We start from the raw sequence: 18,599 nt of genomic DNA, 5'->3' as shown, positions 1-18,599 counted from the left end.
CTCAAAGCACGCACAGTTGCAGTACGAACCGCATATCCTCGGTGGACTGCTGCGGGCGGTCAAGGGTGCCGCTTTGTTCCATGAAGCGGATGGTGATGAACATCTTGGTGCCGCTGATCTCCGGGTACTGGCTGCTGTCCGCCGGCAGCTCCACCCGCACGAGCTGATAGGAGGTGTCCTTGTCCAGGTTGCGCTGGTAGGTGCCCTTGCGGGCACTGCACTCCCGGGGAATGGCGCTGTCCCGCAGCAGCTCCAGCACGGTTTCGGTGGCATCGCGGACCGTGTCGATACTGGCATACCAGTTCTCGAGATCGTGCTGCCGGGCGCTGGCCGGACGGGACAGCCAGCGGTGGTACCGGGGCAGGTCGAAGGCGCAGGTCCCCCCCGCGATGCCGGCGCGCTGCATGACGTTCGAGAGCAGATCGTCCTGGCGCAGCGCGGCCCCCAGCTGCCCGGTGTGCTGGCCCAGCCGCTCGTGCAGCGTGCCGCAGCGTTCAATGACGTGGTTCAGGCGGTCGGTGTCGACACCGGGGCGTTCCTCCAGCCGCCGCAGCAGGCTGGTGACCCGGTCCAGCTCCTTGATGAGCTCGGTCTTGAGGTCACCGCGGCTGAACAGGTCCAGGATCTCGCCGATCGTGCTGACGCCGAGCCGGCTGTGCCACAGGGTGTCCCCTTCCATGGCGAAGCGGGCCTGGCCAAACAGGTGCTCCAGTCGCATGAGGGTGCGCACGCGCTCGTTCAGCGGCTGTTCGAAGACGATGGATTCGTTGTCGTTTGGTTCGTGTTCCATTAGTGCTCCGCTAGACCGGCGTTCGTGTCGGTGCTGCGTTCCGCCATGGCGATGTACGCCTGATGAAGGGTCTCGATCTGTTGCTTCAGCGCTGTCATGTCCCGGGTGTTGTCGATGACGTCGTCGGCGTGCCGGAGCCGCTGCTCCCGGGAGGTCTGTGCGGCGATAATGGCTTCCGCCTGCTCCGGGGTGCTGCCGTCCCGGGCGATCAGGCGCTCGCGCTGCACCGAGTCGGGGACGTCCACCACCAGCACGCGGTCGACCATGTCCAGCAGGTTGCTCTCCACGAGCAGCGGTACCGACAGGATCGCATACGGCCCTTGTGCCCGGCTGAGCTCCTCGTCCATGAACGCACGAATGCGCGGGTGGAGAATCCCCTCGAGCCGCCGGCGGGCTGCTTCGTCGGCGAATGCCGTGTTCCGCAGCTGCTGACGGTCCAGCGTGCCGTCGGCCGTCACGATCTGATCACCAAAGGCCTCTACGAGTTCCGACAACGCAGGTTGTCCAGGTTCCACGACCCGACGGGCGGCCACGTCCGCGTCCACCACGGTAATGCCGTGACCGGCGAACAGATCGCTGACCGTCGTCTTGCCGCTGGCGATGCCGCCGGTGAGGCCGATGATGTGCACGAATCCGTTTCCTCCTGGTTCTGGGCGGGCCCCGGTCTGTTCTAGCCCAACCCGGAGAACCGCATGTAAGCGGCGATCAGGTCATCCCGCCACAGTAAGGTAAGCCAGCCCGCAGCGGCAAGGTATGGGCCGAACGGAATGGGCAGCTCCCGGTCCCGCCCGAGAATCAGGATCATGGCGATCCCTGCCACGGCACCAACCAGCGACGCCATCAGGATGATGACCGGCAGCGCCTGCCAGCCAAGCCACGCCCCCAGCAGGGCGAGCAGCTTGAAGTCGCCGTAGCCCATGCCCTCCTTGCCGGTCGCGAGCCGGAACCCGTGAAACACCAGCCACAGGCTGAGATAGCCTGCCATGGCACCGATGAGTGCGTCCGCCGGCGTGGCCAGCGCCCCGCCGGTGAGTAGCGCAAACGCCAGGCCGGCCCACAGCATGGGGAGCGTCAGTGAATCGGGTAGCAGCTGTTGGTCCAGGTCGATCACCGAGAGGGCGATCAGCGACCACGTGAGCAGCAGGGCGCCCGCCAGCTCCACGCCCCAGCCGAAGTGCCACGCGACGGCGGCGGAGAGCAGGGCGGTGATCAGCTCCACCAGTGGATAGCGTGCGCTGATGGTGGCGCGACAGCCCCGGCAGCGGCCACGCAGGGCCAGCCAGCTCAGCACCGGGATGTTCTCCCAGGCGCGGATGCGGCGACCGCAGGCCGGGCAGTGTGACCCCGGGCTGACCAGGTCGAATCGGTCCCCGGCCGGCTCCGCAGGTTCGCCGAGGATCTCTCTTGCCTGCTGCCGCCATTCCCGTTCCAGCATCACCGGCAGGCGCAGGATGACCACGTTGAGAAAACTGCCCACCAGCAGCCCGAAAGCGAGTGTTGCGGGAATCAGCCCCGCTGGCTGCTGCAGCACGTCGATTACACTGGCCATCCGGTGAGAAGGGTCCTCGTTGAACGCGGCGTGTCAGATAACCTGACCCATCTGGAAAATCGGCAGATACATGGCAATGACCAGACCGCCGACGAGGACACCCAGGATGACCATGATGAACGGCTCCAGCAGACTGCTCAGGCTGTCGATCTGATTGTCGACCTCCTCCTCGTAGAAGTCCGCCACCTTCGCCAGCATGGTGTCGAGAGAGCCCGACTCCTCGCCGATGGCGGCCATCTGCACCACCATGTGCGGGAACAGGTTGGACAAGCGCATGGCGACATTCAACTGTTGCCCGGAGGCGACCTGATCCTTCATCTCGAGGATGGCGTCTTCGTAGACGGTATTGCCGCAGGCCCCGGAGACGGATTCCAGCGCCTCCACCAGCGGCACGCCGGCGGCGAACATGGTCGAGAGCGTGCGCCCGAAACGTGCGGTGGCCGCCTTGTCCAGTATCGGCCCGACCACGGGGATACGCAGCATGAGCCGATCCATGAAGCGCCGGAATCGTGGTGATCGTCGGTGGGTCATGACGAAGGCGACAACGGCGCCGATGATGCCCCCGAAGATCGCGTACCAGTACTGCTGGAAGAAGTCCGAGAGGTTGATGACCATGCGCGTGAACACGGGCAGGTCGGCGCCGAAACTGCGGAACATGTTCTGGAATTCCGGCACCACGAAGATCAGCAGGATCGCGGTGACGATGAATGCCACCACGATGACGGCGGCCGGATAGAACATGGCCTTGCGGATCTTCTTCTTGATCGACTCCGTCTTCTCCAGGTAGGTGGCGAGCTTGTCCAGCAGGGTGTCGAGCACGCCCGCGGATTCGCCGGCCTCCACCAGGTTGCAGAAGAGGTCGTTGAAGTAGCGGGGGTGTTTCGCCAGCGCCTCGCTGAGATTGGTGCCACCCTCCACGTCGCCCTTGATGTCGGCGATAAGCTCCCGCATGGATGGGTTCTGGTGGCCGGAGGCCATGATGTCCAGGCCCTGCACCAGCGGCACACCGGCATTCATCATGGTGGCGAGCTGGCGGCTGAACACCGCGATATCACCGGGGGCGATTGGCTTCTTGCGCTGCCCCAGGCTGGACAGCGCGGATTTCCGCCGGACGTTCTTCGGGTTGATGCCGATCCGGCGCAGCTCCGCCTTCATCATGGTGACGTTGGCGGCCTGATTCTCGCCCTTGACCCGTTCTCCCCGTTTGTCGGTTCCTTCCCAGATAAACGTGGGGTTCTGTTTTCCCGCTTTTGCTGCCATGTTCATTCCTTGGTGACGCGGTTGACCTCATCGAGGCTGGTGACGCCCTGCATGACCTTCATCAGGCCCGAGCGTCTGAGGTCGTTGATGCCTTCCCTGGTGGCCTGCTCCTCGAGCTGCATGGCGTTGCCGCCTTCCATGATGATGCGGCCCATGGCTTCGCTGACGGGCATGGCCTGGTAGATGCCCACCCGGCCCTTGTAGCCCTGGTTGCACTGGTCGCAGCCCACCGGGGCATAGACGGTGAGATCCTGCAGGTCGGCGTCGGTAAAGCCTTCCTTCTTGAGCGCCTCGGCGGGAATGTCCGCCGGGGCCTTGCAGTTGTTGCACAGCCGCCGTGCCAGGCGCTGGGCGATGATCAGATGCACGGACGAGGCAATGTTGTACGACGGCACGCCCATGTTCATGAGCCGGGTCAGCGTCTGCGGCGCGTCGTTGGTGTGCAGGGTGGAGAGCACCAGGTGCCCGGTCTGGGCCGCCTTGATGGCGATCTCGGCGGTTTCCAGGTCGCGGATCTCCCCGACCATGACCACGTCCGGATCCTGGCGGAGAAATGCGCGCAGGGCGGTGGCGAACGTAAGCCCGGCCTTGGGGTTCATGTTGACCTGGTTGATGCCCGGCAGGTTGATCTCCACCGGGTCCTCGACCGTGGAGATGTTCCGGTCCTCGGTGTTGAGGATATTCAGCGCCGTGTACAGGGAGACGGTCTTGCCGCTGCCGGTGGGGCCGGTGACCAGCACCATGCCGTAGGGTTTCTCGATGGCGCTGAGGAAGCGCTCCTTCTGCTCCGGCTCGTAACCCAGCTTGTCCACGCCCAGCATGGCGCTGCTGGGGTCCAGGATGCGCAGCACGATCTTCTCGCCGAACAGCGTCGGACAGCTGCTGACACGGAAGTCGATGGCGCGGCTCTTGGACAGGCTCATCTTGATGCGCCCGTCCTGGGGCACGCGCCGTTCGGCGATGTCCATGCGCGACATGACCTTGAGCCGCGCGGAAATCCGGGGTGCCAGGCCCAGGGGCGGGCTGGCGACGGTGTGCAGCATGCCGTCCTGGCGGAACCGCACGCGGTAGGTCTTTTCGTACGGCTCGAAGTGGATGTCCGATGCACCCTTGTTGATGGCATCCACCAGCACCTTGTTGACGAAGCGCACCACGGGTGCGTCGTCGGCGTCGGACTCCTCGCTGGAGGTGGTGTCATCGTCGCTGGCGCTGACCTGCAGGTTCTCCAGGTCACTGTCCAGCTCCTCGCTGCCCATGCCGAAGTTGCTGCCGGCCGCATCCAGTGCGCGCTCGATGGCACGCTGCAGCTTGTCGTGCTCGACCAGGATCGGCTCGGTGGTCAGCCCGGTGTGGAACTTGAACTCGTCCAGGGCTTCCAGGTTGGTGGGGTCGGTCACTGCCACGAACAGCCGTTTGCCGCGCTTGAGCAGCGGCAGGATGTGGTGGTGGCGGATGAGCTTTTCCTTGACCAGCTTGACCGCGGCCGGATCCACGTCCAGCGCGTCCAGATCCAGCAGCGGCACGCCGAACTCCACGGCCGCCGCATGGGCCAGGTCACGGGCGGCGATCAGGTGTTCGCCGACCAGGTGGGTCACCAGGGGCTGGCGCGCCTTGCGGGCGGCTTCCACTGCCTCGCGCGCGGTCGCCTCGGCGATGAATCCGTCGCGGACAAGTCGTCCGGCCAGGCCACTGAGATTGATTGTCGGGTTTGCCGTTGCCATGGATCAGGAGTCGGTCGTTCCGGTTGCGGGCCCGGGAGGCGCGTTCACTCGCGGGCCGGATGTCCGCAGTCACGGGACGTGCGATGTAACCCTGTACGCAACGGCCTGCGCTCGGCTGGCCAGATCAGGTGCATCGTCCGTGACACCAGTGCGGGACGCTTGATTGTTCTCCATTATGCGTCCATGGACTATAAACGATGGATGCCACGAACAAAAACGTAGCACCTGCGGGCACCCGCAGATGCGACACAGTTCCGGTTTAAGGACCGGGAAGTCCCTTTCCCGGTCAACGGCTTTCGCTGGCCCGCCGGGCCCGGTCAGGCGGTTGGCAGCAGCTCGGCTTCGGCCAGTGCGGCGCGGATGCTGTCCAGCGCTTCCGGGTTGCCGAGGGCGGCGCGGTTTTCCTCTTTCCTGTCGCCGCGGAGCATGCGCGCCACGGCCAGTTCCACCTTCTTGCCGCTACGGGTGTAGGGGATGTCGTCAACCGCGACGATATGCCTCGGCACGTGTCGGGGGCTGGCGCCTTCGCGGATGCGCTGGCGCAGCTCCCGCTTGAGGTCGCCGGTGAGGTGCGTGCCTGCCGCCGGCACCACCAGCAGCACCACTTCCACGTCGCCCTCCACCGGGCGCCCTACGACCAGGCTGTCGGCCACAGTGTCGACGGTCTCCACCTGCCGGTAGATCTCCGCCGTGCCGATGCGCACGCCGCCCGGGTTGAGAACCGCGTCCGAGCGCCCGTAGATGATCGCACCGCCGCTCTCGGTGAAGCCGACAAAGTCCCCGTGGGCCCAGACGCCGGGAAACGTGTCGAAGTACGCCTCGCGGTAGCGTGCGCCGTCGGGGTCGTTCCAGAACGCCACCGGCATGGACGGCAGCGGCTGGCGGCAGACCAGCTCCCCGCGGTCGTGGGCCAGGGCGTTGCCGTCCTCATCAAAGGCGACAACGTCGGCGGCCAGCATGGGCGCCTGAATCTCGCCCCGGCGGACGGGCAGGATCGGGTTGCTGCCCACGAAACAGGCGCAGATGTCGGTGCCGCCAGCGATGGAGCCGAGCAGAATGTCCCGGGAGACGGACTCGTAGAACCAGTCATAGTCCTCCGGCAGCAGCGGTGAGCCGGTGGAGAACACCACCCGCAGCCGGCCGAGGTCCTGATCCCGGCCCGGGTTGATCTCCGCCTTGCGGCAGGCGGCGATGAAGCGGGCGCTGGTGCCGAAGTGCGTAAGCCGCTCCGACTCTGCCAGCCGCCACGGCATGCCCACGTCCGGATAGCCCGGGGAGCCGTCGTAGACCACCAGCGTCGCGCCCGCGAGCAGGGCGGAGGCCTGCCAGTTCCACATCATCCAGCCGCAGGTGGTGAAGTAGAAGAAGCGGTCGCCGGGCGCGACATCACCGTGGAGGATCAGCTCCTTGGCGTGGTTCAGCAGAATGCCGCCGGTGCCGTGGACAATGCATTTCGGTTTGCCGGTGGTGCCGGAGGAGTAGAGGATGTAGAGCGGGTGGTCCGCGGGCACCGGCGTGAGCGATGGTTGTTCGCCGTCGTGGGCAGCCAGGGCCTCGTCCCACGGCACGAAGGCATCCCCTTCCGGCATGGGCGCCTCGTCGAGCTGGCAGATAACCGCCACGGCGCGGATCGACGGCATGCGCTCCTTGAGTTCCCGCAGCTGTTCGGCCCGGTGGAAGCGCTTGCCGCCAAAGCTGTAACCGTTCACGGCCACCAGAACCTTCGGCTCGATCTGGCCGAAGCGGTCTTCCGTGGCCTGGGCGCCGAAATCCGGGGACGCGGAGCTCCAGACCGCGCCGAGGCTGCTGGTGGCCAGCATCGCGACCATTGCCTCGTGGCCGTTGCACACGAACCCCGCCACGCGGTCTCCGGCCTCCACGCCCTGGGCCCGCAACCAGCTCTCGAAGGCACCCACCTGCTCATAGAGCGTGCGCCAGGTGAGGCGTACGGTCTCGCGGCCCTCGGCGACGGCGACGATGGCCTCCTCGTCGGCACGCGCACCGTGGGCATGGCGCAGCAGGTTGCCGGCGTAGCTCAGCCGGGCGCCGGGCAGCCAGCGCGTGGCCGGCATGGGCTGGTCGTCGCGGATGCGTTCCCAGGGGGTGTCGGCCTGCAGGCCGGCATACTCCCAGACCGAGCGCCAGAAACCGTCCATGTCGCCGATGGACCACTGATACAGCGCCTGCCAGTTGCCGAAGCGGCCGTACCCCTGGTCTGCCAGCCAATCCATGTACCGGGCCATATTGCTGTTGCGCAGCTCCCGTTCACCCGGTTGCCACAGGATTTCACCGGACATGTCTGTATTCCTCCGTCGCTGTTCTTGTCACGGGCGGCCAGCGCCCGCGCGGCGCCCGTTCTGCATCCTACTGCATGTGCCAGCCGTGGCTCACCACCACGGACTGTCCCGTGAGGGCGTTGGACGGGAAAGCGGCCAGATGGATCGCCAGCTCGGCGACATCCTCCAGCGTCGTGAATTCCTGATCCACCGTCTGCTTGAGCATGACATCGCGCACCACGGCCTCTTCGGAGATGCCGAGCTCCTGCGCCTGCTCCGGGATCTGCTTCTCCACCAGCGGTGTGCGCACGAAACCGGGGCAGATGATATTGCTGCGCACGCCGTGGGCGGCGCCTTCCTTGGCGACGGAACGGCACAGCCCCGCCAGGGCGTGCTTGGCGGCAACGTAGGGCGCCTTCAGGGGCGAGGCCTCCTTGGAGTGGACCGAACCCATGTAGATCACGGCGCCGCCGCGCCCGCTGGCGTACATGGACTGCAGCGCCGCCTTCGTGACCAGAAAGGCGCCGTCCAGGTGAACGGAGACGACTTTCCGCCAGTCGGCATAGTCCAGCTGATCGATGGGGTCGATGTGCTGGATGCCGGCGTTGGCCACCAGCACGTCCACGGCGCCCCACCGCTCGCAGACGGCGGCGACGCCGTCATTGACGGCCTGCTCGTCGGTCACGTCCATGGTGACGGCCATGGCCTCGCCACCATTCGCGGTGATGGCGGCCGCCGTCTCGCTGGCCATGTCCGCCGACAGGTCGGCCACCGCCACCCTCGCGCCTTCGCGGCCGTAGGCTTCGGCGATGGCCCGGCCGATGCCCCGGCCGGCCCCGGTAATCAGCGCCACTCGCTTGTGCATGCGCATGGAGTGTCCTCCGCGTTGTTATGTTGCGGCGTATCGCACGCCGGTTGGCATCAGCCCAGCAGCAGCTCCGGCAGCCCCGTGATCAGGCCCGGGAACAGCGCGAGAATAACGCAGGTGAGCACGATCAGCAGGCAGAACGGGATCACCGCCTTGTACAGGTCCAGGATCTCGACGCCAGGCGGTGCAACGCCCTTGAGGTAGAACAGGGCGTAGCCGAACGGCGGCGTGAGGAAGGACGTCTGCAGGATGACCGCGTTCATCACCACGAACCACAGCACGTCGTAGCCCATCATCTGCACCACCGGCAGCATGATCGGGAAGCTCAGCAGGACGATCCCCGTCCAGTCCAGGAACATGCCCAGCAGGAAGACCAGGAACAGCATGGTGATCAGGACACCGATCTCGCCGCCGGGGGCGCCGAGCATGAGCTGCTGCACGAACTCCATGCCGCCACCACGGGAGAACACGCCCGTGAACGCGGTTGCGCCGACGATCACGAACGTGACCATGGCCGTGGTCTTGCCGGCTTCAACGAAGGTGTTGAAGCAGGTCTTGATGGAACGGTCCCCGAAGATCAGGAACAGCACGAAGGCGAGCAGTGCGCCGATGGCCGAGGCCTCGGTGGCCGTGGCAAAACCGGTGAACAGGGAGCCCAGCACGCCCAGAATCAACCCCATGGGCGGGATCACGTAGAGCGCCATCATGCCCAGCAGTCGGGGCGTGGTGTACTGGGCCCGCTCGGCGGGCGCCACCGGCGGCCCCCATTCCGGCTTGAGCCAGCAGGCGACCAGCACGTAGGCCGCGTAGAGCGCGCCGAGGATCAGGCCGGGCACCAGGGCACCGGCAAACAGTGCCCCCACGGATACCGGTGAGTAACTGGCCATGAGCACCAGCATGATGCTCGGCGGGATCAGAATGCCCAGGCTGCCGCTGGCCATGATGACCCCGGAGCTGAGGGACTTGTCGTAGCCGTACTTGAGCATGGGGGCCAGGGCGATCAGGCCCATCACGGCGATGGATGCGCCGACAATGCCGGTGGTTGCGGCCAGCAGTACCGAGACCACCACCACCGTCAGTGCCACACCGCCGCGCAGGTTGGCCATGAGCAGGCGCATGACTTCGAACATGCGCTCCGTGACCCCGGAGTCGTTGAGAAACCGGGCCATGAGAATGAACAACGGAATGGCCACCAGGACGTAGTTATCCATGACGCGGCCGTAGACGTTGCTGACGATGGTGCCGAACACCTGCGGGCCGGGCCCGAGGTAGGCACCGATCACGGCGGCGCCGCCCAGCACGAAGGGCAGGGGGTGGCCCATGAACAGGCCGATCAGCAGCGCGCCGAACATGATGAGAGTGAGCAGTTCCGGACCCATGCGTTATTCCTCCCGCAGCCGCTGGACAGCCTGAAGCACGATGGCGATGGCCTGCAGGAGCAGGAGCACGCCGGTGACCACCATGATCATCTTCACGGGATACACGGGGATGGACATCATGCCCGAGGTGGTCTCGCCGCGGGTCCAGGAGCGCATGGCGTAGCCCCAGGAGCGCTCCAGGTAGATGTAGATGAACGGTGCGAAGAAAATCAGATAGCCGAGGATCTCCAGAATCGCCTGGATCTTCTTCGAGAACAGGTTCTTGACGATGTCCACTTCCACGTGCGCCCGGTGGTAGAGCGCAAAGGCGCCGAGCAGCATGAAGTGGGCCGCAAACAGCTGTTTGGTGACCTCGAACGCCCAGTCGCTGGGCCGGCCGATGAAAAAACGCAGGGTGATGTCGTAGACCACCACCAGCGCGAGGATCGCAATGATCGGAGCGACGATGCGCCCGAACCATTTGTTGAATCCGTCGATGAAGCTGGCAATGAAGTGCATGAGCCATGCTCTCCCGTCACGGTTCGGAAGGGGGATGCGGTGCCGCCTGGGCGGCCGACCCCGTCGGCAACACCCGCGGCCGGAGGCCGGCCGCGGGTGCGATCAGGCGATCAGTGCCTGCCGGATCAGAGGCACTCTTCCAGTTCGTCAAGGGACGGCAGGTTGTCCATGGTGCGGCTCATGTTGAACGGCACGGACAGGTCCCGCCAGGTGGCGTACTCCTTCAGGTAGCTGACCTGGGAGTGGTACACCTTCGCATGCAGCGGGTTCTCGCAGGCACCGCGGACGATGACCTCGTTGGTGGCCTGCTGCACTTCCTCAAGCTCTTCGGACGGGATCTGGGTGATCTCCACGCCGGCTTCCTGGAATTTCCTGGTGCCCTCCGTGGAGCCGTGCTCGGACCAGGCAATGGACCAGGCCATGGTGGACTCGGCGGCGACCTTCAGCTTGTCCTGGGTCTCTTCGGATAGGGCGTCCCAGGAGTCCTTGTTGATCATCACGCCGAAGACGCTGGCGGACTGGTGCCAGCCGGGGGTGGCCCAGTAGTCGACGATCTCGGCGAAGCCGACGTTGTAATCGACGCCCGGGATGGCGAACTCGGCGCCGTCCACCACGCCGCGCTCCACGGCCTGGTAGATCTCGTCACCGGCCAGCTCCACCTGCGAGCCGCCGAGCTTCTCCAGCACGCGACCCTGGTCACGCCCGGCCAGGCGCAGACGCATGCCGTCGAGGTCGCTGATGGACTCGATCTTCGTGCCGCCCATGAAGCCGGACTCATTGTTGGTCACGGCGTAGGGCAGGTACACCATGCCGTACTCGCCGTAGATCTCCTGGTAGAGGTCCCAGCCGCCCCATTTGAAGATCCAGTTCAGGTAGTCGACGGCGTTGAACAGCATGGTGTGGGTGGCCAGGGGGGAGAACGCGGAATCCGTGCCGGCCCAGTAGCCGGGCCAGTCGCCGGAGGCATCGATGCTGCCGGTCTCGGTGGCGTCAAAGACTTCGCCGGCGGACATCAGCGTGCCACCGGAACGGAAGTCGATCTCCAGTTCATCGCCGGCGATACGGTGCACCGTGTCGACCCAGCGCTGATCGATCTTGATCAGGTCGATGGAGTCGGACCAGGTGGTGGTCATGGTCCACTGGGCCGGGCTGTCGGCGTGGGCGGTGGTTGCCATGCTGCCAAGGGCGAGGCCGGCGGTGGTGAGGCCTGCAACGGCCAGACGGGTCACAGCTTTCATGGTATCTCCTCCTGGGATTTTCGTTCTGGCGAGACGCGCTCGCGGGGCGGCTCCATGAGACGGCCCGGTGTCTTTCGCACCCTCGCCGTGACGCGTTGATGTCGCCCGATGCGTCATGCCTATTCGGGGCAACACGCTGTTACGGAAGCACCGTGCGTGCCAACTCCGGACGGGGCGTCATAACGTATTGTCTCGGCGGGAAAAGAACGGGATTGAATGGAGTCGGAGGCGGTTTCGGCAGGGCCAAGTGTCCGGATACCAGGACAATTGCAGTCGTCCGGGTTCTCGGTATGTCCGGAAATCAGGTCACCTGTCCCGATTTCAGGACAGTTTTGACAGCTTCTCGTACAGGACGGATCGCGAGATGCCCAGCAGCCGCGCCGCCCGGCTGCGGTTGCCCCCCGCGGCGCGCAGGGCGGACTCGATGGCGGCCTGTTCGGCATCCGCGACAGTCTCCGCCAGTGGCCGCACCATCGCCGCACTCGTGGCGGCGGGTGACCCGTTGTCACGGCCGCCCGGGAGTACCGCATGGACTTCATTCGCCGACAGGGCACCTTCCCCCTCGTTCATGGTCATTGCCTGTTCCAGCGTATTGCGCAGTTCACGGATGTTGCCGGGCCAGTGATAGAGCTCCAGTACGGCCAGCGCATCGCTGGTGAGCTCGGCGTGAAGCTCGCCGCCCAGGGCGATGTCCTCCAGCAGCGCCTCGCAGAGAATCCCCAGATCCTGCAGCCGTTCCCGCAGGGGCGGCACCCGGATCTCCAGCACGTTGAGCCGGTAGTAGAGATCGGAGCGGAACGTGCCGTCGGCGAGCATGGCGCCGATGTCGCGGCTGGTGGCGGCGATCACGCGGACGTCCACCTGCTGGACCTGATTGGAGCCCAGCGGCTCCACTTGCTGCTCTTCCAGCACCCGCAGCAGTTTTGCCTGCAGTGCCAGGGGCATGTCGCCGATCTCGTCCAGGAACAGGGTGCCGCCATGGGCCAGCTGGAACTTGCCCTCCCGTGTGCGCTGTCCGGCGCCGGTGTACGCGCCGGGCGCCACACCGAAGAACTCCGCCTCCAGCAGGTTCTCCGGTACGGCGGCCAGGTTCACGCCCACGAACGGGCGATCCGCCCGTGCCGAGGCGCTGTGAATGGCCTGGGCGAGGATCTCCTTGCCGGTACCCGTCTCGCCAAGGAGCAGCGTGGGGGTGTCGCGGCCCGCCGCCAGCCGGGCGCGGCGTTTCACGTCCAGGGCCGCCGGGCTCGCGCCGACGAAGTCCGACAGGCTGTAGCGCGCCGTTCGACGCGCCAGGGCCCGCCGCGCGGCGGCCAGGTCGTCCTGCAGGCGGCGGTACTTGGACATGAGCGGGGCCAGGGGCTGGAGGTCGTCATAGAGCACGAAGGCCAGGGCACCGACGACCACGCCGTCCTCCTCCACCGGCAGGCGTGACACCACCAGCTGCTGGTCCCGGAACTCCATGATGTCGAGTAGCCGGGGCTGGCCGGTGCGCACGGTCTCCGGCATGCGCGTAGCGGGAATGACCTCCCGGATGGCCCGCCCCACGAGCCGCTCCGGGGCGTCGCCGATCAGGCGGGCGTAGCTGGCGTTGATCCACGTGATGCGGGCGTCACTGTCCACGGCGATGGCGCCGGCCGTGGCCTCCTCGAGCAGCGGCAGCAGCGTCGTGAGGAGGTGGCGGGGAATGCCCATGAAGGGCCCCCGGGAACTGCCGCCACCGGCCGTCACGGCGCCTCCCGGCTATCGTCTGTAGCGAAGATGTCGCTCGGCTCCTGCATGAAATACCCCTGGATGTAGTCCACGCCCGATGCCCACAGGAACGACAGGCTGGACACGTCCTGGACCAGAGCGGCAATGGTGCGGGCGTCCGCGGCGCGCGCCTGACTGGTCACCGCCTGCACGCGGCTGCGCTGTGCTTCATCGGCGTCGATGCCGCCGGTCAGCGCCGGCGAGAGCTTGATGTAGTGGAGCGGCAACCGTTGCAGCAGGTTGTTGTGGTCCGGCCGGGCGCCGTAATGCTCCAGGGCGAGCATGCAGCCGAGTGCGCCCACGGCCTGCGCCATGGCGGTGGTTTCCGTGAATCGCGTGGCAGCCACGTTCTGGGGCACCTGAAGCACGAGCTGGGTGCCGTCCACCCCGTGCTGCCCAAGCCGGTCCTGCAGCCAGTCCGGAAAGCGGGGATCGGCGACCGTGTCGGCGAACAGCTTGACGAACAGTGTCGGGTGGTTGCCCAGCGCCTGCTGGGAAGCCAGCACCGCCAGTGTGCGGTCGACGATCCAGCGGTCCAGTGCGCCGGTCATGCCCAGACGGTGCGCCGCGGGCAGGAACTCCTGGGGAAGGATGTCGCCGCCGTCCTCGTCGAGCAGGCGGATGAAGGCTTCGTAGAGCGTGGTGGGGTTGCCGGCGAGGCTGGCAATGGGCTGATAGACCAGCCGCAACCGGCCCTGATCCAGTGCGTGACGGAGTGTCTGGTCCCATTGTCCGGTTGCGTCGCCATCGGTGTCCGCCGGCGCCGGCCCGGCGCCCCAGGGCTCACCTGGTGCGCCCGCCTGCCGTGCCCGCTCCAGCACGGCTTCGGCGTTATCCTCGGTGCCGCCCAGCGCGGCCGTTCCCATGGCCACGGCGGTGGCGGGGGCCTGCTTCTCCAGGGTGCGGAGCAGCTGCCCCGTCAGCTGCTCCAGCTCGGCGGCCGTGTGCCCGAACACCAGGGCGGCGTAGTTGTGCCGGTCGAGGCGTGCGGCAACCGAGGCAGACGGCAGCAGCGCCTGCAGGCGGCGCGATACGGCAGCTGTGAGGGCGCGGTCCATGCGTGGATCGCGGGCGGCCCGCGCGTCGGCCGGCTCCGCCTGGATGTGAATGAGCGCGGCAGTGCGCCGGTCGCGCCCGCCGGCCCGCAGGGCCTGGCGCAGCTCCGCCAGGAGGTGGGCGGCGCTGTGGAGGCCGGAGTCCGGGTCGCGGCGGGCAAGATAGCGTGCGCTGGCCTGGAGCCGTGTCACGCGTTCCAGCCGGCTCGTGACAATCGCCTGCAGGTCGTCCGTGGGCGCCGGGAGGCCCACGACGCCGTCGATACCGGCGCTGGCGGCGAGGCCGTCAAAGCGGCGCTTGTCGCCAGCGGTGAGGACCAGTGCCGGGATGCCGTAATAGCGGCTGTCATGCCGGACCGCCTGGAGCAGCTCACCACTGTCGGCAGCCTGAAGGTCGCCCGAGACCAGCAGCATGTCCGGGCACCGGGTCTGCAGACGCTGGAGCAGCGTCAACGGGGTGTCCAGGTGCTCCACGTTGAAGCCGGCCGTGGACAGGGTGGCTGCCGCCGACGCGAGCGCGCCCGTGTCGTCCACCAGCAGGAGGTTGCCGGCGTCGGCCCCGTCGTTGCCCGTCAACTGGTGCAGGCGACGGGCCAGCACCGACGGGTTGAACGGGCGCGTGAACCAGGCATCCGCACCGGCCCTGACAGCCTCCAGGCGGTGAGCCATGGCGGGGTCGCGGCCGACCACCACCAGCGGCACTCGCCATGTGGCCCCAGGTGTTGCCGGCAGCACCGGCTGGTGCTCACTCCCGAGCAGTGCGTGGTCCAGCACCACGGCGCGGGGTGGCGCCGCCGCAGCGGCGTTGGCGAACATGTCGAGGTTGATCATGTGCCGGGTACGCAGGCCGAAGTCGCGCAGGCTGGCCGCCAGCCGCTCCGCCGTGGAAGCATCCCGGAACACGACGAACACTGGCGCTTCACCCGGCTGGCCCGAGGCCGCCCCCTGTCGTTCGTCTGCTCCCATGCTCCGCCCTTCAGTCCGTTTTCGGGGCTCCAGCATAGCGAAGCCGGGCCAGCGCATGAACCGCGAGGGGGCTCCCTCAACGGAATGCCACCTCGGCGAAGCTGCGCAGCTTGCGCGAATGCAGGCGTTCCCGGTCATAGTGCTTGAGGTTTTCCAGCGCCTTCAGGCCCATCTCCAGGTGTTGATCCACCCGCTGGCGATAGAGCTCGCTCGCCATGCGCGCAAGCTTGATCTCGCCGTGCATGGGCTTGTCCGACACGCACAGCAGCGTGCCGTAGGGTACTCGGAAGCGGAAGCCATTGGCGGCAATGGTGGCGGACTCCATGTCCAGCGCCACCGCGCGCGACTGTGACATGCGCTTGAGCGTGGTGGCGTGATCGCCCAGCTCCCAGTTGCGGTTGTCGACGCTGGCCACCGTCCCGGTGCGGATCACGCGTTTGAGTTCGAAGCCGTCCAGGCCGGTAACCTGCCGGGCCGCATCTTCGAGCGCCACCTGCATCTCTGCCAGTGCGGGCACCGGCACCCACAGGGGCAGCTCTTCGTCCAGCACGTGATCGGCGCGGATGTAACCGTGGGCGAGCACGTAGTCGCCGAGCTTCTGGGTGTTCCGCAGGCCGGCGCAGTGGCCGAGCATGAGCCAGGCGCTGGGCCGCATCACCGCCACGTGGTCGGTGATGTTGCGCGCGTTGGACGGGCCGGCGCCGATATTGATCATGGTGACCCCGGAGCCATCCGCGGCCACGCGGTGATACGCCGGCATCTGGAACGCGCGCTCCGGCGGTTCTCCGCTCGGCTGGTTCTCGCCGCGGCGCGTGATGCGGTTGCCCGGCTCCACGAACGCCTCGAAGTCGGCGGTGCCGTCGGCGAGCTGCTGGCGGCAGTGGCGGGCGAAGGCATCGGTGTAGAACGGGTAGTTGGTGAAGATGACGAAGTTCTGGAAGTGGCACGGGTCGGTGCCGGTGTAGTGGTCCAGCCGGTGCAGGGAGTAGTCCACCCGTGCGGCGCGGAACAGCGCCAGCGGCTGCGGTGCATCGGCGTCGCCACTATGGGTGCCGTTGACGATGGCATCGTCCATGGCCGCCAGATCCGGGGTGTCGAACAGGTCGCGCAGGGGGCGGTCCGGCAGGCCGTCGGCGAAACCGCCCTGGACGTTGATGTCCCGTGGATAGGCGAAATGCAACGGGATCGGCTCCGCGGACTCGCCCACTTCCAGGGGTTCCCCGTGGTGCTGCAGCAGCAGGGCGCACTGCTCGATCAGGTAATCGCGGAACAGGTCCGGCCGCGTGACGGTTGTCTCGAACACGCCCGGTCCGGCGACGAAGCCGTAGGACGAGCGGGAGTCCACCCGGGCGTGGGTGGCCGTGGCGATGCGCACCCGCGGGTAGTATGCGCGCACGCGGCCCGGCACCGGGTCACCCTGGGCGCAGCTCTGGAACCAGTCGCGCAGGAAAGCGGTGTTGCGGTCGTAGATCTCCTGCAGGTAATCCACGGTCGCCACCGGATCGGTGAAGCTGCGCGTCGCGGCAGCCGGTGGCGTGAGGATCTCGCTGTGTATGGCCATGGTTCGCTCCCTGAGTGCTCTGTTGTTCCAGCATAACCAACCTGGTCAACCCTGCGTGCACGCGTGCCCTTGAGTGTGTTGGAATCGCCTTCTACACGCGATCACGGGACTGCCGGCAATGGGTGAACTGCGCTTCGAACGACTCTACGGCACCGGTCTGGGCCAGCGGCTTGACGATATCGCGCGGTTGCGGATGACCGTCTTCCGGGAATGGCCCTATCTCTACGAGGGTGATCACGAGTATGAACGCCGGTTCCTGCAGATTTATGTCGACTCGCAGCGCTCATTCGCGCTGAGTGTGCTGGACGGTGATGCCGTGGTCGGGGTGACCACGGCCATGCCGCTCGCGGACGAGGAGCCGGAGATCCGGCAGCCGTTCGTGGACGCGGGGCTCGACGTGGGGCGTGTCTTCTATTTCGCCGAGTCGGTGCTGTTGCCTGCGTACCGGGGGAAAGGGCTCTACCGGCAGTTCTTTCGCGAGCGGGAGGCGCACGCCGGCTCGTTCGGGGCGTACGACCACGTCGCGTTCTGCGCCGTGCAGCGCCCGGATGATCACCCCATGAAGCCCGCCGGCCACCAGCCGCTGGATCCGGTGTGGCGGCATTTCGGTTATGAGCCCCGGCCGGAGCTGGTGGCCTATTTCCCGTGGCCCGACATCGGCGAGCGGGAAGAGACGGAGAAGCCCCTGCAGTTCTGGCTCAAGGCGCTGGGCTGAACGCCGGCTCTAGTGGATCTTCGCCGTCAGGCCGCCATCGACCACCAGGTTCTGGCCGGTGATGTACTTGGCTTCGTCCGATGCCAGGAAGACCATGGCGTGAGCCACATCCCACGCATCACCCATGTGGCCGGTGGGGCACTGGGCGTTCCGTTTGTCCACCATCTCCTGCTGGCTGCTCGCGGAGTAGCCCTCGTTGAGCCCCTGGTAGATCATCGGGGTGTCCATCAGGCCCGGCAGAATGCAGTTCGCGCGGATGCCCCGGCTGGCGTACTGTAACGCCACGCTCTGACACAGCTGCGCGACGGCGGCCTTGGTGGCGCTGTAACTCACGTAGGGTACGCCGGTGTAGCGGATGCCCGCGATGGACCCGGTAATCAGAATCACGCCGCGGCCCTGACGCTCCATCACCGGCAGGACGTGCTTGCACGTGAGAAAAGGGCTGGTGAGGTTGATGTCCAGTGCCCGCTGCCAGGCGCTCTCCTCCAGCTCGACCGGACCACCCAGTTCGACGATGCCAATGTTGTTGTGCATGACGTCGACGCCGCCGTAGGTGCGTACGCATGCGTTCACCATGGACTCCACCGCGGCAGAGTCCGTTGCGTCGGCCTGGTGCGCGCTCGCCTCGAACCCCTCGTTGCGAATGAGATCGACGGTTTCCTGCGCCGCCTCTGCGTTGATGTCCACCGCGAAAACCCGGGCGCCTTCCCGCGCGGCCTGCACGGCCGCTGCCTTGCCATTGCCCCAGCCGGCATCAATGGAACCTGCGCCGATGATCATCACCACGCGGTCCTTCAGGCGTTGTCCGCTCATTGTGCATCTCCTCCGATCCTGGGCGGTTCTCGTGTTATCGCAGTCACCATACGAAGGGGGGTGGGCAAGCGCACCCCTCTAAAGTGGGGAGTGACTTGTGGTTACCTTGGCGTGCTGCTTTCCGTAAACTGCGGGGTCGTGGCGGCACCCCGGGGCGC

General features: G+C 66.7%; 15 protein-coding genes. 1 reads left to right on the top strand and 14 read right to left on the bottom strand.

The features are described from left to right. Position 1: 1 nt before the first annotated feature. From zapD to BMZ02_RS07445, 13 genes are all read right to left on the bottom strand, one after another. Positions 2-790, bottom strand: coding sequence for a cell division protein ZapD (gene zapD / locus BMZ02_RS07505; RefSeq protein ID WP_091641559.1), 789 nt, complete (start codon positions 788-790; stop codon positions 2-4). Continuing rightward, positions 790-1,419, bottom strand: a complete 630-nt coding sequence (gene coaE / locus BMZ02_RS07500; protein WP_091641556.1) for a dephospho-CoA kinase — start codon at positions 1,417-1,419, stop codon at positions 790-792. Before coaE ends, zapD begins: the two co-directional genes overlap by 1 nt. A gap of 41 nt (positions 1,420-1,460) precedes the next feature. Continuing rightward, complete coding sequence (locus BMZ02_RS07495) at positions 1,461-2,339, bottom strand: prepilin peptidase (RefSeq protein WP_091641553.1); 879 nt, start codon at positions 2,337-2,339, stop codon at positions 1,461-1,463. A gap of 33 nt (positions 2,340-2,372) precedes the next feature. Then, entirely contained in the window at positions 2,373-3,599 is a 1,227-nt protein-coding gene (locus BMZ02_RS07490) for a type II secretion system F family protein (protein WP_091641551.1), read from the bottom strand. A 2-nt stretch (positions 3,600-3,601) separates the two neighbouring features. Next, entirely contained in the window at positions 3,602-5,320 is a 1,719-nt protein-coding gene (gene pilB, locus BMZ02_RS07485; protein ID WP_091641548.1) for a type IV-A pilus assembly ATPase PilB, read from the bottom strand. A 317-nt stretch (positions 5,321-5,637) separates the two neighbouring features. Next, entirely contained in the window at positions 5,638-7,617 is a 1,980-nt protein-coding gene (locus BMZ02_RS07480; RefSeq protein ID WP_091641545.1) for an acetoacetate--CoA ligase, read from the bottom strand. A gap of 67 nt (positions 7,618-7,684) precedes the next feature. Beyond that, complete coding sequence (locus BMZ02_RS07475; RefSeq protein ID WP_091641543.1) at positions 7,685-8,467, bottom strand: 3-hydroxybutyrate dehydrogenase; 783 nt, start codon at positions 8,465-8,467, stop codon at positions 7,685-7,687. Between the two features lie 50 nt (positions 8,468-8,517). Further along, positions 8,518-9,843 (bottom strand): TRAP transporter large permease, encoded by a 1,326-nt coding sequence (locus BMZ02_RS07470; RefSeq protein ID WP_091641540.1) that lies wholly within the window; start codon positions 9,841-9,843, stop codon positions 8,518-8,520. Positions 9,844-9,846: 3 nt separating this feature from the next. Next, positions 9,847-10,341, bottom strand: coding sequence for a TRAP transporter small permease subunit (locus tag BMZ02_RS07465; protein ID WP_091641539.1), 495 nt, complete (start codon positions 10,339-10,341; stop codon positions 9,847-9,849). Positions 10,342-10,466: 125 nt separating this feature from the next. After that, the gene (gene dctP, locus BMZ02_RS07460) at positions 10,467-11,579 is read right to left on the bottom strand and encodes a TRAP transporter substrate-binding protein DctP (RefSeq protein WP_091641536.1); all 1,113 of its coding nucleotides are present in this window, start codon (positions 11,577-11,579) and stop codon (positions 10,467-10,469) included. A 321-nt stretch (positions 11,580-11,900) separates the two neighbouring features. Then, positions 11,901-13,310: a sigma-54 interaction domain-containing protein gene (locus BMZ02_RS07455; RefSeq protein ID WP_245753973.1), complete on the bottom strand. Its 1,410-nt coding sequence runs from the start codon at positions 13,308-13,310 to the stop codon at positions 11,901-11,903. Continuing rightward, entirely contained in the window at positions 13,307-15,352 is a 2,046-nt protein-coding gene (locus tag BMZ02_RS07450; protein ID WP_171909848.1) for an EAL domain-containing protein, read from the bottom strand. Before BMZ02_RS07450 ends, BMZ02_RS07455 begins: the two co-directional genes overlap by 4 nt. A gap of 76 nt (positions 15,353-15,428) precedes the next feature. Further along, a complete protein-coding gene (locus BMZ02_RS07445) occupies positions 15,429-16,913 on the bottom strand; it encodes an AMP nucleosidase (protein ID WP_091641531.1) in 1,485 nt (494 codons plus the stop codon). Between the two features lie 118 nt (positions 16,914-17,031). On the opposite strand from BMZ02_RS07445, the gene BMZ02_RS07440 reads away from it, so the two are divergent. Then, complete coding sequence (locus tag BMZ02_RS07440; RefSeq protein ID WP_091641528.1) at positions 17,032-17,628, top strand: GNAT family N-acetyltransferase; 597 nt, start codon at positions 17,032-17,034, stop codon at positions 17,626-17,628. A 9-nt stretch (positions 17,629-17,637) separates the two neighbouring features. Here BMZ02_RS07440 and BMZ02_RS07435 read toward each other — a convergent pair whose 3' ends face one another. Further along, a complete protein-coding gene (locus BMZ02_RS07435) occupies positions 17,638-18,441 on the bottom strand; it encodes an SDR family NAD(P)-dependent oxidoreductase (RefSeq protein ID WP_091641525.1) in 804 nt (267 codons plus the stop codon). Positions 18,442-18,599 lie beyond the last annotated feature (158 nt).

Source organism: Aquisalimonas asiatica, from assembly GCF_900110585.1.
GTDB lineage: Bacteria > Pseudomonadota > Gammaproteobacteria > Nitrococcales > Aquisalimonadaceae > Aquisalimonas > Aquisalimonas asiatica.
This window is presented reverse-complemented; position numbering and strand designations above follow the sequence as displayed.

What these genes read in the sequence shown, in the direction of transcription:
- BMZ02_RS07495 (WP_091641553.1), bottom strand. Translation starts at nt 2,339, where the DNA reads ATGGCCAGTGTAATCGACGTGCTGCAGCAGCCAGCGGGGCTGATTCCC.
- BMZ02_RS07435 (WP_091641525.1), bottom strand. Translation starts at nt 18,441, where the DNA reads ATGAGCGGACAACGCCTGAAGGACCGCGTGGTGATGATCATCGGCGCA.
- zapD (WP_091641559.1), bottom strand. Translation starts at nt 790, where the DNA reads ATGGAACACGAACCAAACGACAACGAATCCATCGTCTTCGAACAGCCG.
- BMZ02_RS07440 (WP_091641528.1), top strand. Translation starts at nt 17,032, where the DNA reads ATGGGTGAACTGCGCTTCGAACGACTCTACGGCACCGGTCTGGGCCAG.
- BMZ02_RS07465 (WP_091641539.1), bottom strand. Translation starts at nt 10,341, where the DNA reads ATGCACTTCATTGCCAGCTTCATCGACGGATTCAACAAATGGTTCGGG.
- BMZ02_RS07470 (WP_091641540.1), bottom strand. Translation starts at nt 9,843, where the DNA reads ATGGGTCCGGAACTGCTCACTCTCATCATGTTCGGCGCGCTGCTGATC.
- BMZ02_RS07475 (WP_091641543.1), bottom strand. Translation starts at nt 8,467, where the DNA reads ATGCGCATGCACAAGCGAGTGGCGCTGATTACCGGGGCCGGCCGGGGC.
- BMZ02_RS07490 (WP_091641551.1), bottom strand. Translation starts at nt 3,599, where the DNA reads ATGGCAGCAAAAGCGGGAAAACAGAACCCCACGTTTATCTGGGAAGGA.
- dctP (WP_091641536.1), bottom strand. Translation starts at nt 11,579, where the DNA reads ATGAAAGCTGTGACCCGTCTGGCCGTTGCAGGCCTCACCACCGCCGGC.
- BMZ02_RS07480 (WP_091641545.1), bottom strand. Translation starts at nt 7,617, where the DNA reads ATGTCCGGTGAAATCCTGTGGCAACCGGGTGAACGGGAGCTGCGCAAC.
- pilB (WP_091641548.1), bottom strand. Translation starts at nt 5,320, where the DNA reads ATGGCAACGGCAAACCCGACAATCAATCTCAGTGGCCTGGCCGGACGA.
- BMZ02_RS07445 (WP_091641531.1), bottom strand. Translation starts at nt 16,913, where the DNA reads ATGGCCATACACAGCGAGATCCTCACGCCACCGGCTGCCGCGACGCGC.
- BMZ02_RS07450 (WP_171909848.1), bottom strand. Translation starts at nt 15,352, where the DNA reads ATGGGAGCAGACGAACGACAGGGGGCGGCCTCGGGCCAGCCGGGTGAA.